Source organism: Cohaesibacter gelatinilyticus (genome assembly GCF_900215605.1).
In the GTDB taxonomy this organism is placed as follows: Bacteria; Pseudomonadota; Alphaproteobacteria; order Rhizobiales; family Cohaesibacteraceae; genus Cohaesibacter; species Cohaesibacter gelatinilyticus.
The window spans coordinates 67390-80428 of sequence record NZ_OBEL01000006.1 but is presented as its reverse complement, the minus strand read 5'-3'; the positions used below and the strand labels follow the sequence as shown (position 1 = coordinate 80428).

At 50.2% G+C, this 13039-nt stretch carries 13 protein-coding genes; 7 read left to right on the top strand and 6 right to left on the bottom strand.

The features are described 5' to 3' along the window. The first annotated feature begins 124 nt into the window (after nt 1-124). From CRO57_RS19900 to CRO57_RS19870, 7 genes are all read left to right on the top strand, one after another. Entirely contained in the window at nt 125-1948 is a 1824-nt protein-coding gene (locus tag CRO57_RS19900) for an ABC transporter ATP-binding protein (RefSeq protein WP_097155479.1), read from the top strand. Between the two features lie 430 nt (nt 1949-2378). Then, a complete protein-coding gene (gene petA, locus CRO57_RS19895) occupies nt 2379-2903 on the top strand; it encodes a ubiquinol-cytochrome c reductase iron-sulfur subunit (RefSeq protein WP_097155268.1) in 525 nt (174 codons plus the stop codon). Nucleotides 2904-2933: 30 nt separating this feature from the next. Continuing rightward, a complete protein-coding gene (locus tag CRO57_RS19890) occupies nt 2934-4181 on the top strand; it encodes a cytochrome b (protein WP_097155267.1) in 1248 nt (415 codons plus the stop codon). Between the two features lie 21 nt (nt 4182-4202). After that, the gene (locus CRO57_RS19885; RefSeq protein ID WP_097155266.1) at nt 4203-5075 is read left to right on the top strand and encodes a cytochrome c1; all 873 of its coding nucleotides are present in this window, start codon (nt 4203-4205) and stop codon (nt 5073-5075) included. Between the two features lie 311 nt (nt 5076-5386). Beyond that, nucleotides 5387-5932, top strand: coding sequence for an adenine phosphoribosyltransferase (locus CRO57_RS19880; protein ID WP_210200950.1), 546 nt, complete (start codon nt 5387-5389; stop codon nt 5930-5932). Nucleotides 5933-5999: 67 nt separating this feature from the next. Continuing rightward, on the top strand, nt 6000-6659 hold the full coding sequence (locus tag CRO57_RS19875; protein ID WP_097155265.1) for a Crp/Fnr family transcriptional regulator: 660 nt from the start codon (nt 6000-6002) through the stop codon (nt 6657-6659). A 134-nt stretch (nt 6660-6793) separates the two neighbouring features. Continuing rightward, complete coding sequence (locus tag CRO57_RS19870) at nt 6794-6988, top strand: YgaP family membrane protein (RefSeq protein ID WP_097155264.1); 195 nt, start codon at nt 6794-6796, stop codon at nt 6986-6988. Nucleotides 6989-7139: 151 nt separating this feature from the next. On the opposite strand, the gene ychF is transcribed toward CRO57_RS19870, so the two are convergent. From ychF to CRO57_RS19840, 6 genes are all read right to left on the bottom strand, one after another. Beyond that, entirely contained in the window at nt 7140-8237 is a 1098-nt protein-coding gene (gene ychF, locus CRO57_RS19865; RefSeq protein WP_097155263.1) for a redox-regulated ATPase YchF, read from the bottom strand. 4 nt (nt 8238-8241) lie between these two features. Further along, nucleotides 8242-9009, bottom strand: coding sequence for an aminoacyl-tRNA hydrolase (gene pth, locus CRO57_RS19860; protein WP_097155262.1), 768 nt, complete (start codon nt 9007-9009; stop codon nt 8242-8244). 35 nt (nt 9010-9044) lie between these two features. Further along, nucleotides 9045-9665: a 50S ribosomal protein L25/general stress protein Ctc gene (locus CRO57_RS19855; protein ID WP_097155261.1), complete on the bottom strand. Its 621-nt coding sequence runs from the start codon at nt 9663-9665 to the stop codon at nt 9045-9047. 235 nt (nt 9666-9900) lie between these two features. Further along, on the bottom strand, nt 9901-10833 hold the full coding sequence (locus CRO57_RS19850; protein ID WP_097155260.1) for a ribose-phosphate pyrophosphokinase: 933 nt from the start codon (nt 10831-10833) through the stop codon (nt 9901-9903). A gap of 227 nt (nt 10834-11060) precedes the next feature. After that, nucleotides 11061-11747: a hypothetical protein gene (locus tag CRO57_RS19845; protein ID WP_141401284.1), complete on the bottom strand. Its 687-nt coding sequence runs from the start codon at nt 11745-11747 to the stop codon at nt 11061-11063. Between the two features lie 125 nt (nt 11748-11872). Continuing rightward, nucleotides 11873-13027: a M24 family metallopeptidase gene (locus tag CRO57_RS19840; RefSeq protein ID WP_097155258.1), complete on the bottom strand. Its 1155-nt coding sequence runs from the start codon at nt 13025-13027 to the stop codon at nt 11873-11875. Between the last annotated feature and the right edge of the window lie 12 nt (nt 13028-13039).

Genomic DNA, 13039 nt, shown 5'->3' with positions numbered 1-13039 from the left:
TGGTGAGGAGGTATCTCAAGTTTGTGATATTCTGGACAGCTGTTTGATTCTCAAACGGTGTCAGAACCTGCTTTTCTCCACTGGTTCTGTTCTCAAGCCCATATTTAGTATCTGGATAGAAGTGATGTTTTCCTTTTTTGAGAAACTGGTCAATCCATTCGCAAGTGGTGGTTTGGAACAACCGCCTAAAAGCTTTTGGGCTTTTTGCTGGCATTACACGAAGCCGGTTGCGCCTTATATGGTCGTCATGTCCGTTCTTAGCGCGATCATTGCCGTTATTGAGGTCAAGCTCTACGGATATGTCGGTGATCTGATCAATTGGTTTTCAGAGACCGAACGATCTCAATTTTTTACCGAACATGGTGATGCTCTGATCTGGATGGGTATTGTCTTGTTATTGATTTTTCCGCTTCTGGAATTCCTTTGGCAGTTTCTGTTTCATCAGACCATCATCGGCAACTATCCCATGTCGATCCGCTGGCGGGTGCATCGTTATTTGCTTCGTCAGTCCATGACATTCTATCAGGACGAATTTGCCGGACGTGTGGCGCAGAAGCTGATGCAAACAGCCCTTGCCGTGCGTGAAGTGATTTCACGCATTGCGGATGTCTTTGTGTTTGTCAGTGTATATTTCGTCTCCGCCCTGTTTCTGGTGGGTGAGACCCAATGGCAAATGGCTGTTCCTCTCTTCTTGTGGCTGCTGGCCTATCTGGCGACGCTGACATATTTCGTACCCAAGCTTCGCGATGTTTCGCGAGAGCAGGCGGATGCACGTTCCACAATGATGGGGAATATCGTTGATGCCTATTCGAATATTTCTGTTGTAAAGCTTTTTTCACACGCCGAAAGAGAAGAGACTTATGCCCGGCAATCGATGAAGGGTTTCATGGGAACCGTCTATCAACAGATGCGTCTTGTAACCAAGTTGCAAATTTGCCTGAAAGTCATCAACCAATTGCTGCTTGCTGGAACCGTTGCAGCGGCAATCTATTACTGGCAGGGGGAAATGGTCGGTCCTGGAGAGATTGCTGTTGCCACGGGTCTCGTTCTGCGTTTGCGCGGCATGTCCGAATGGATCTTGTGGGAAGTTGGCGGTCTGTTTGAGAATGTCGGTACCGTTCAGGACGGTATCAAGACGATTGCTCAGCCTCAGATTGTTTTGGATAAAGTTGATGCGAAGCCTTTGGCAGTTCAGCAAGGGGAGATCAACTTTGATCAGGTGTCCTTCAATTATGGCAAGGATGAGCCGGTCATTGATGGATTGAGCCTGACAATCAAACCGGGCGAGAAAGTAGGCTTGGTCGGTCGCTCCGGTGCGGGTAAGTCCACTCTCATCAATCTGTTGTTACGCTTCTATGATCTCGACAAGGGTCGTATCAGCGTGGATGGGCAGGATGTGACTGCCTTGCAACAGGATAGCCTTCGCTCTCAGATAGGTGTGGTGACGCAGGATACTTCGCTTTTGCATCGTTCTGTTCTGGATAACATAGTTTATGGTCGAGAAGGGGCTGAACTGGATGAAGCTGTTGAAGCTGCACGCAGAGCTCAGGCGCTTGACTTCATTGATAGTCTTGTCGATGCACAAGGTAACAAGGGCTTTGATGCACAGGTGGGTGAGCGCGGGGTGAAATTATCTGGTGGTCAACGTCAGCGAATCGCTATTGCCCGTGTGCTGTTGAAAAATGCGCCAATTCTGATTCTGGATGAAGCAACATCCGCTCTGGATTCGGAGGTTGAGGCGGCCATTCAGGACAGTCTGGACCATCTGATGGATGGGAAAACGGTTGTTGCCATAGCCCATCGTCTGTCGACCATCGCCAGTATGGACCGCTTGATCGTGATGGAAGATGGGAAGATTATCGAGCAAGGCAGCCACGAGGAATTGTTGGCTCAAGAAGGCCTTTATGCTTCACTTTGGCAACGGCAATCTGGTGGATTCATTGGATAAATCAGCATTTTCCCTTAGGTTTGCCTGGAGGGAATAGAAGTGCAATAAGAGAGATGCTGCTTCCGTTGATCTGGTTCACAGGTCCGGGAGCGGCATTTTTTGTTCCCGGCTCTTTGATTTCATGGTTTGTGTGGCAATGAGTAGCAGGCATTTATCTCCGATACCTGTGCACGAGCGATCCATTCTGTCTTCCAGTGACGTATTAAGACCAATGTGTGAGCTTGTTTTTGCGACAAATGGCCCAAGTTTCAACGGTCAGACTGGACAAGTGGACTTTTCAATGCAAAAAGAGACCCGCAAAGTTTCAGCATGTTTGAAACTGATTGAATTGGCTCGTCTGCCATTGAGGGGTTTGGCACTTCCCTCCAAGAAGATTGCCAGATGAGGTGACGAGCTGGGAATAGGACACTGGTTTCGAGAGGACCTAGCCTTGGCTACCAGCGAAAAGGCAGAACCAACCCGTCGCGACTTTTTGTATATTGCGACTGGAGCGTTTGGGGCCGTTGGCGCAGCTGCGCTTGCTTGGCCGTTTATTGACCAGATGAATCCCGATGCTTCCGCACTGGCGCTTGCTTCTATCGAAGTTGACCTTTCTTCCATCGAAGAAGGTCAAAGCGTAACTGTTAAATGGCGCGGCAAGCCGATTTTCATCCGGTATCGTACACCTAAAGATATCGAAGAAGCGAAAGCTGTTGATGTTGCGACCTTGATTGATCCGCAAACCGACGAAGAACGTACAAAACCAGGTAAAGAGCAGTGGCTGATTCAGATTGGTATCTGTACTCACCTGGGATGTGTTCCTTTGGGCGATGCTGGTGATTATGATGGCTGGTTCTGTCCATGCCATGGTTCTCACTATGATACCGCAGGCCGTATTCGCAAAGGTCCGGCTCCGCTGAACCTTGAACTCCCTCCCTATGAGTTCGTTTCCGATACCCTTATCAAAATCGGCTAACGTCCGACCAGACCTCTAAGGAGACCAGTCATGAGCGGACATTCTACGTACCAGCCGCAAAATGGCGTAATGAAGTGGATGGAGCGCCGTCTGCCAATCGCAGGCCTCGTGCATTCCTCTTTCATTGCTTACCCTGTACCAAAAAATCTGAACTATTGGTGGACCTTCGGTGGCATCCTGGCTATTTGCCTTGTCGCCCAGATCCTCACCGGTGTCGTTCTGGTTATGCATTATACCCCCAACACTGCCATGGCGTTCTCATCTGTTGAGCACATCATGCGCGATGTGAACTGGGGCTGGATGTTGCGTTACCTGCACGCCAATGGTGCTTCCATGTTCTTCATTGCCGTCTACATCCATATCATGCGTGGCATCTACTATGGTTCCTACAAGGAGCCACGTGAAGTTGTCTGGATTTTGGGTGTTGTCATCTTCCTGCTGATGATGGCTACCGGCTTCATGGGTTACGTTCTGCCATGGGGACAGATGTCCTTCTGGGGTGCGACCGTTATTACCAACCTGTTCTCAGCTTTCCCAATCGTTGGTGATCCAATTGTTGAATTGCTGTGGGGTGGTTTTGCGGTAGATAACCCGACCCTCAACCGTTTCTTCTCTCTGCATTATCTGCTGCCATTCATGCTGGCCGCGATTGTTGGTCTGCATATCTGGGCGTTCCATGAAGCAGGCAACAACAACCCGACCGGTGTTGAGCCAAAAGACAAGCAGGATTCGGTTGCTTTCACGCCTTACTACACCATCAAAGATCTGTATGCGATCATCCTGTTCCTGATCTTCTTTGCATGGATGACCTTCATGGTGCCTAACTTCATGGGTCACCCTGACAACTACATCCCTGCTGATCCGCTGGTAACGCCTGCACATATCGTTCCTGAGTGGTATTTCCTTCCATTCTACGCGATCCTGCGCGCTGTACCGGATAAACTGGGTGGCGTTCTGCTGATGTTCGGTGCGATTGCCGTGTTGTTCGTTCTGCCTTGGCTGGATACATCCAAGGTTCGTTCCAACACCTATCGTCCGCTTGGCAAGCAGTTCTTCTGGATTTTCGTCTTTGTCTGTCTGACACTGGGTTGGCTGGGTGCCAAGCCTGCAGAAGGCGGCTATGTTACCGCGTCTCGTATCGCAACAGTTTGGTACTTTGCTCACTTCCTGATCATTCTTCCTGTTCTGGGCCTGATCGAGAAGCCGAAGCCATTGCCGAATTCGATTTCCGAGGCTGTTTTGGCTAAAAAAGGCGGATCTTCCGCTGCAGCCGAATAACGAGCGAGGAAAGGGAAACCGATGATTACGCTGACCAAAAATACGGTTCGCGCGCTCGTTGCAGCTTGTGCACTGACAGTTTCTGCTGGTGGTGCCATGGCTGCAGGTGGCGGCAAACACTTTGAAAAGCAGGACTGGTCTTTCTCTGGCCCATTGGGCAAGTATGACAAGGCTCAACTGCAGCGTGGCTTCCAGGTCTATAAAGAGGTTTGTTCCTCTTGCCATTCACTTGAATATATTGCGTTCCGCAATCTGGGTGAAGATGGTGCTTTGGGGTATAACCCTGATCAGATCAAGGCTCTGGCAGCTGAATATGAAGTAGAAGATGGCCCGGATGATGAGGGTGAAATGTTCACCCGTGCAGCCAAGCCATTTGATACCTTCCCATCTCCATATCCAAACGTTCAGGCTGCCAAGTCTGCAAATGGTGGTGCTTATCCACCTGATTTGTCCCTGATCGCGAAAGCCCGTGCAGGTTCCATGGGACCAGATACCGGTATTGAACCTCTGACCGATCTGGTCCGCATGGTTTGGCACACGGTGACGGCTTATCAGGAATATGGGCCAGATTATCTTTATGCTCTGTTGACTGGTTATGAAGAGGCGCCGGAAGGCGTTGATGTAGGGGATTTGAACTATAATCCCAACTTCATTGCAGGCAATGCATTGGCTATGGCTCCACCGCTTGATGATGAGTTGGTGGAATATACCGATGGGTCTCCAATGACCAAAGAGCAGTATGCCAAAGACGTTTCTGCCTTTCTGATGTGGGCCGCCGAGCCCAAGCTGGAACAGCGCAAGCGCGTTGGTGTGAATGCTCTGATCTTCCTGGTGATCTTTGCAGGTCTGCTGTATTTTACCAAGAAGCGTGTCTGGTCTGATGTAGATCACTAATGGCAAGCCATTATAAGAATAGCGAAAAGGGCTCTTCATGAGCCCTTTTTTTATGGAAAGTGCTGTTCTGGTCTTTTGCTGAGGGTGCCGAGATGATTTAACCCAATAGAGACTGAAATTTGCCAGGAGATATGATCATCTGGCAGAAGTATGTTGGGGATTTATCGATGGATCCGGTCTTTATGATCTGCAAGTTTTGCAAGATGCTTTGAAATTTGCACATCATGACTGTGCCGGAAAAGCGTGATCCAGATCTGGCAGCGAGGCCTCATGTCATCGTTGGCCGTGTATTGTAAGAAAAGGACTCAGCTATGAGTGAAGCTGCTGTGATGGATCTTAAAAAGATCATCCGTTCCATTCCGGATTATCCCAAAACCGGTATCATCTTTCGTGATATTTCCACCCTCATTGCCCACGGTCCGGGGTTCCGGCAAGCCGTGCGACAATTGGCTGCTCCCTTTCTTGATCAGAAGATTGATAAAGTTGTCGGTATCGAGGCTCGTGGCTTCATTTTTGGTGGCGCTGTTGCGGATCTGTTGGGTGTTGGTTTTGTGCCAATACGCAAGCAAGGTAAATTGCCCGGTGAGGTGGTTGGTCAGGATTATGAGCTGGAATATGGCACTGATCGGATCGAATTGCACAAGGATGCGATTCAACCAGGTGAGCGGGTTTTGTTGTTGGATGATTTGATCGCAACAGGCGGTACCGCGTCTGCAGGTGTTGATCTGGTCAATCATGTCGGTGGTGAAATTATCGCTGCTGCTTTTGTCATCGATCTACCGGATTTGAGGGGGGCTGATTTGTTGCGTGAAAAAGACGTTCAGGTCCACACTCTGGTGGCATTTGAAGGCTTGTAAGGGTTGACGATTGAGAACCATTGAATAGGCTCTTGATGCACGCACAGTATGAATAGGAGAGGGCATTATGGGACAGAGGAGCTTGGAGCAATTTTATCCTGCACTGTCCAAACTGGAACCTGAGGCGAGGACTTTACTCTCAACCAAGGCCATGCCCTTTGTGATTGCAAAAGGAACGGAAGTTTTTGCACCGGGACAGAGTTGCCGGGGTTATCTCTTGCTCAGTCGTGGTGTGGTGCGTGTTCAATCTGTCTCCAAAGAAGGTAGAGAAGCGCTCCTTTATCGTGTTTGCCCTGGAGAGATATGCATTCAGACCAGCCTGAATTTGCTGGGAGAAGAGACTTATTCTGCAGAAGCTATATCGGAAGATGAAATTGAAGGGGTGCTTCTGGACCCAGCCAGTTTCGACAGGCTTCTGGCCACTTCCCCTGTTTTTCGCAAGTTTGTTTTCTCGTCTATATCCAAACGACTGAAGGATATAACCCAGACGGTTGAGCGCATTGCTTTTGAACCGATTGAGGTGCGTCTTGCCGATAACCTTCTCATGCGCAAAGATGATACTGGTCGGGTTGAAGCTACGCATCTGGATCTGGCACGTGATTTGGGGACAGCTCGTGAAGTCGTGTCACGCCACTTGGAGCGTATGGCGCAAAAGGGTGTTGTTCGGACAAGCCGCGGTGTCGTGCTGATTGTTGATGAAACTGCTTTGGAACGACTGTGCCGATGAAATTTTTGGTACATCGCAATTCAGTGTTCGCTCTGTACCTATTGTGACAAGGTCACCGGACTCTCCTGATCTTCTGGTTTATTGTGTTATCAGATTTCCAAGCCGTGACTTATAGGCTCTAAAAGGAGTTTCCCATGTCTGTTAATGTTGGTGGTCTTGACCGCATTCTTCGCATTATTGTTGGTATCGTACTGATCGCGCTGGTCTTTGTTGGGCCGCAGACACCTTGGGGTTGGATTGGCATTGTGCCATTGGCAACTGGTCTGTTCAAATTCTGTCCATTCTATCCTTTGCTTGGATTGAATACCTGCCCGATCAGCAAGGAATGACTTTCCGATTCATACGGTTGCATGATTATTTGTCATGAAAATAATAGAGACATAAGAAAAGGCCATGCTAATCTGGGCATGGCCTTTTCTTATGTCTCTATTCAATCTTTGGCGGAGATCTATGTTTGTTAAATGTGCCCTTTGGAGTTCATCATGTGTTGAACTTGAAAAGCATAACGTCGCCGTCCTGAACAATATATTCCTTGCCTTCATCGCGAGCTTTGCCGGCTTCTTTGGCCGCACTTTCACCACCGAGTTCTACATAATCGTTATATGCAATGGTTTGGGCGCGAATAAAGCCGCGTTCAAAGTCAGTATGAATGACCCCTGCAGCCTGAGGGGCCTTGGAGCCGCTGGTTACCGTCCAGGCGCGCGTTTCTTTTGGTCCGGCGGTGAAGTATGTGATTAGATGAAGAAGGTCATAGCCTGCCCGGATCATGCGATCGAGACCAGGCTCTTCCAAGCCCAATGTCTCCAGGAATTCTTCCTGTTCTTCGTTGTCCAGCTGTGAGATTTCTGCTTCAATTGCAGCAGAAATAACCACGGTGCCTGCGCCTTGTTCCTTTGCCATTTCTTCAACAGCAGCAGAGAATTCGTTGCCGGTGCCTGAGCTTTCCTCATCCACGTTACAAATATAGAGGACTGGCTTGGTGGTGAGCAGGTTCAGATCGCGAACTGCCTTCAGCTCTTCTCCGGATACATCAAGCATGCGGGCAGGTTTGCCGTCATGCAGGAGTTCTAGAATGCGATCCATCAGCTCGGCTTGAACCTTGGCTTCCTTGTCGCCTGTCTGACCTTTTTTACGAAGAGGTGTGACACGGCGTTCAAGGCTTTCCAGATCTGAAATCATCAATTCTGTTTCCACGGTCTCCGCATCTGTAACCGGATCGATCTTGCCTTCAACATGAGTGATGTCGTCATCTTCAAAGCAACGCAAAACATGAACGATTGCATCGACTTCGCGAATGTTGGCCAGGAACTGGTTGCCAAGGCCTTCACCTTTGGAGGCACCACGAACGAGACCGGCAATATCCACAAAGGTCAGACGGGTTGGGATGATTTCCTTGGAGCCAGCAATCTTCGCAATTGCGGTCATGCGGGGGTCGGGAACAGCCACATCGCCAGTATTTGGCTCAATGGTGCAGAAAGGATAGTTGGCGGCCTGAGCGGCTGCCGTTTTGGTCAGGGCGTTGAACAGGGTGGATTTGCCAACATTGGGCAGGCCCACAATTCCGCATTTGAAACCCATGGGGTTAGTCCTTCTGCTTTGAGACCAGCTTCATCAGCGCTTCTGCCATGGCGTTTTTCGGGGCCTTGTCAGACTTTTCTTTTGATGAGGCGTTGGTTTGCTTGTTCGAATTAGAGGATTTATCAGCTGCTGCTTCTGCTTTCGCGTCATTTTCGCCAGCGAGCGCAGCATTTTGTTGTGGTTTGCTTTTTGTTGCCTTCGGAGTGGGTGGATTCAGGCGCTTGGAGAAGTCTGTCATATAACGCCCCATGTCTCCACTGAGCATGCTTGGAGCCGTGAAAGCCAGCGCATCAAGCAGAGGATCCAGCCATTCCTGATCAGCCTTTGCAAAATCGCCAAGTACCCATTGGGTAACGCGATCCTTGCCAGGATGACCAATTCCAAGGCGAAGCCGATGATAATCGTTGCCGATGTGATTGCAGGTTGAGCGTAAGCCATTGTGGCCAGCAGCACCGCCACCAAGCTTCGCTTTTACCTTGCCCGGTTTCAGATCAAGCTCGTCGTGAAAGACAAACACATCTTTGGGAGGGATTTTGTAGAAACGACAGGCTTCCGCAACCGCACGACCGGATTCGTTCATATAGGTTGTCGGCTTGAGCAAGAGTGTCTTTTTGCCAGCGATCAGGCCTTCGGAAATCTCGCTCTGGAATTTTTTTCGCCAAGGTCCGAAACTGTGCTGGCGTGCAATCTCGTCAATGGCCATGAAGCCGATATTGTGACGGTTGCCAGCATATTTGAGCCCGGGATTTCCAAGTCCGACAAGCAGATACATGGGTAAACCTCCCGGGCCCTAAGGGTCAAAGCAGCTTATTCAGCAGACTCTTCTTCGCCTTCACTTTCGCCTTCATCGGCGTCATCATTGTAACCAGCTGGAGCTGCGATGGTTGCAATGGTGAAGTCACGATCGGTGATGGTCGGATTCACGCCTGCTGGCAGTTTCACTGCAGACACGTGAATGGAATCGCCGATGTCTGCTTCAGCCAGATCCACAGTGATGGATTCCGGAATTTCGAGAGCCGGGCACTCAACTTCGACTTCACGACGAACGATGTTCAGCGCACCACCACGTTTCAGGCCTGGGCTGGTCTCTTCGTTGATGAAGTTCACATGTACACCAACGGTGATTTTGGTGGACTTGGAAACGCGCAGGAAGTCGACATGCATTGGGAAGTCGCGAACGACATCCAGCTGGTAGTCGCGTGGGATCACGCGAGTTTTCTCGCCATCAACATCAATGGTGAGAATGTGGGACAGAAAGCCACCTTTCTGGATCTGCAGCTCGGTTTCCTTGTAAGGAAGAGAGATGGATACAGGGTCTTTCTTGTCACCATAGATGACAGCTGGGACGCGACCAGCGCGACGCAGTGCACGGGCAGCCCCCTTACCGGCTCGTTCACGGCGTTCAGCTTTGAATTCAAATTCAGCCATAGGAGTTCTCCTAAAAAGATCAAAAAAAGGGCCGCAAAACGACCCATCTGCTGCAACTCCTCCAAGGGTGTAGAGGCAGCAAGCAGGCTTATAGGGCAGATTTGGAAGAATGGCAAGCGTAAGGCAGGCTCAAATGGGCTGTTTTTCGCGCTTTTCGAGACAATTTTTGCCTCAATTTGGTAAAGAAAAACCCGGCTCGATGAGCCGGGCTTTGAAAATCGATATATCGGATGCCTTAGTCGAACAGGGAGGAAACAGATTGTTCGTTGGCTGTGCGTGAGATTGCTTCGCCCAGCAGGTTGGCAACGCTGAGCACACGAATATTTGGTGCGTCGAGAACGGCTTGAGTTGGCTCGATGGAATCTGTGATCACCAATTCGCGCAGTTTGGATTTGACAATACGATTTACCGCGCCACCGGACAGAACACCGTGGGTAATGTAAGCGGTGACGGAGGCCGCACCTTTGGCGAGCAGGGCGTCAGCTGCATTGCACAGAGTGCCGCCGGAATCGATGATGTCATCGACGAGAATGCAGTTGAAACCCGCTACATCACCAATGATGTTCATGACTTCAGATTCGCCTGCGCGTTCACGACGTTTGTCGACGATGGACAATGGTGCGCCAATGCGTTTTGCCAGAGAGCGGGCACGAACCACGCCACCAACATCAGGGGAAACAACCATGACATTCTCGGATTCGTTGCGCTCCAGAATGTCGCGAGAGAGAACCGGAGCAGCATAAAGGTTATCAGCCGGAATATCAAAGAAACCTTGAATCTGAGCAGCATGCAAATCCAACGTCATGACCCGGTCTGCGCCAGCATGGGAAATCAGATTGGCAACCAATTTTGCCGAGATCGGGGTTCTGGGGGCGCTACGGCGGTCCTGACGGGCATAACCGAAGTAAGGAATAACAGCTGTGATGCGACGCGCTGAAGAACGGCGCAGAGCATCGATAAGGATCAAAAGCTCCATGAGGTTGTCGTTGGCCGGAAAAGAAGTCGGCTGAACGACAAAAACGTCCGAACCTCGAACGTTTTCATGAACTTCAACAAAGATTTCCTCGTCCGCAAAACGGCGAACCGAGCAGTCGCTCTTTTCGATGCCAAGATATTCGGCGATCCGCTTGGTGAGGGTAGGATTGGAGTTGCCGGCTAGGAGTTTCATGAACCTATTGCCCTGTAATTTCGCAAGATGGAGGAGCCGCTGGTCGGGGTTGGCTCCTTAGCGCCCCTGAGATGAGGGCGTTGTAAGCATGGAATCCTGTGAAAGTAAAGTTCGGGCAGGGAGAGTCCGGGAGATTCTTTTTGCTTTTTTACAAAATGCTGTCAATGCGCAGCAAAAGTGCAACAAGTGCGCAATGTGGCATGTGACTAAAGGGGAAAACACAGTTCCTATAGACTGGAATGCCAGGTCTTGAGTTGTGCTGCTGTATCAACCGCCACCTTGTCAAGAATCGGTCCTGTGACAGCATCCCAGGGGTCAGATCCTGTCATAGGAGTTTGCTGACTGCCCATGATGCGATTGAGGCGTTTTCCATCCTTGTCGAAAATATCCCAGACATAGGAAATTTGGACTTGCCCCTGGTTTTCACTGGCAGAGAAATATCCCTTTACGCGATGTGTGACTTTTGTATCGGAACGGGCAACAACAGGTAATGCCTGTTGCGCGACACGTTGACCCAGACTTCCGGAAAGTTCACGTGCGACTCTGGTCGGTGCTCCAACCATGGGTTCAAAGGTTAGAACTGCATTTGAAACTGGTGCCGTATAGTTCTTAACCAGACGCGATTGTGAGGGTTGATTGGTCTGAGGCTGAGTTGTTGCGGTCTGATTGACCGTACCAAGGCTGCTTGCAGGTGGCAGGCCGGTATTGTTTGGTGCTTGCTGCTGGGTGGCGTTGTTCTGTTGGGTTCCGTCAGGTGGTACGGAAGTCATGATGGACTGAGGTTGTTCTGTTGGCAGGCTTGCTTGGCCAGACGGTTCAATCACCCCTGGAGGGGTGGGAACACCAGAGCCTGAACAGCCAACAACAATGCTGGTGCACAGGGCGATAAGCGTTGCTTTTTCAAACTTTGCCATCAGATTTGCCATCGTCAGTCCACTCCAAAACTTCACTCTCCCGCACCCTCGCATATCCATGATGGATGCGAGTTCGAACCGTGCGGGAGAATTGTATTGGCATCAGTTTAATACAGGACGGTTTTCTATTTCTTAACCAGCATCTCAATTGGTAATTTTGAGAGTGGCTCTGGTGCAGATTCTGTTGTGATGTAGCTATGACCCGGGCACATGGCGATGTTGTTGTCGCTGTCCATCAGGATCATATGGGTAAAGAGCGTCATGTTGGGGCTGATGACTGCGTCATTGTTACGATAGAACATGGGCCATTCCATCCAGCTGGGTGAAAAGCGGGCTCCAACAGAATATCCGCAGGCATTCAGGCGATGGGCTTGTTCACCTGCAGCATCTACCACGCCAGCATGGGCATCAAAAACATCGCCAAATGTGTTTCCCTGGCGCATGGCTTCTTCAACCGCATTCAAGGCCTCTTTGGCGGTTTCGAATAATTTTTCATGACGAGTCGTTGGCTGTCCCACAATCACGGTTCGCATCATTGGGACGTGATAGTGGCGATAGGCTGCGGCCCATTCCAGAGTGATCTGGTCTTGTGAATCGAGTTTTCTGCGTCCTGCTTTATAGCGGCAGAGCAATGCATCAGGGCCGGAACCCATAATGAACTCGTTGGCTGGATAGTCGCCGCCGCCTTCAAAAATCACGCCTTGCATGGTTGCGAGAATCTTGCCTTCATCTGCACCAGCGGTAATCAGGGGTAGAGCTTCGGTCAAGGCGAGATCCGACAGTTCCCCGGCTATGCGGACATAAGCCAGCTCGTCGACCGATTTTATGGCTCGAAGAGGTGGAATGAGATTGGAGGCGTCTTTGCAATCGGCGAATGTTCTGAGCGCTTCATCCAGTGCTCTTCCATTGGCTGCTGTCAGACCATGGGTGTCATATTCGATGCCAAATGTGGCGCCGAGCAGGCCCAGATCATCCAGCATTTCACGCAATTGAATGGCTGGTGAGGCATTGCCGCGATCAACCCATGTGCGAATATCTTCGATATTGGAAGTAAGCTGTGCCTGACGCAGATCTGCCGAACGGGTGAGCAGTGTCATCTCGCCGTTTTTTTGCAGAACCAGGCATTGAAAGAAACAATAACCGAAAGTGTCATAGCCGGATAGCCAATACATGCTTTCCTGCGCGAAAAGCAGCATGGCATCAAGTTTCTGATCGGACATTTTGGCCATGGTAGCGGCCTTTCGTCGGTCGAACTCTTCCTGAGAGAAATGCAATGCCATTTTGATGTCCTC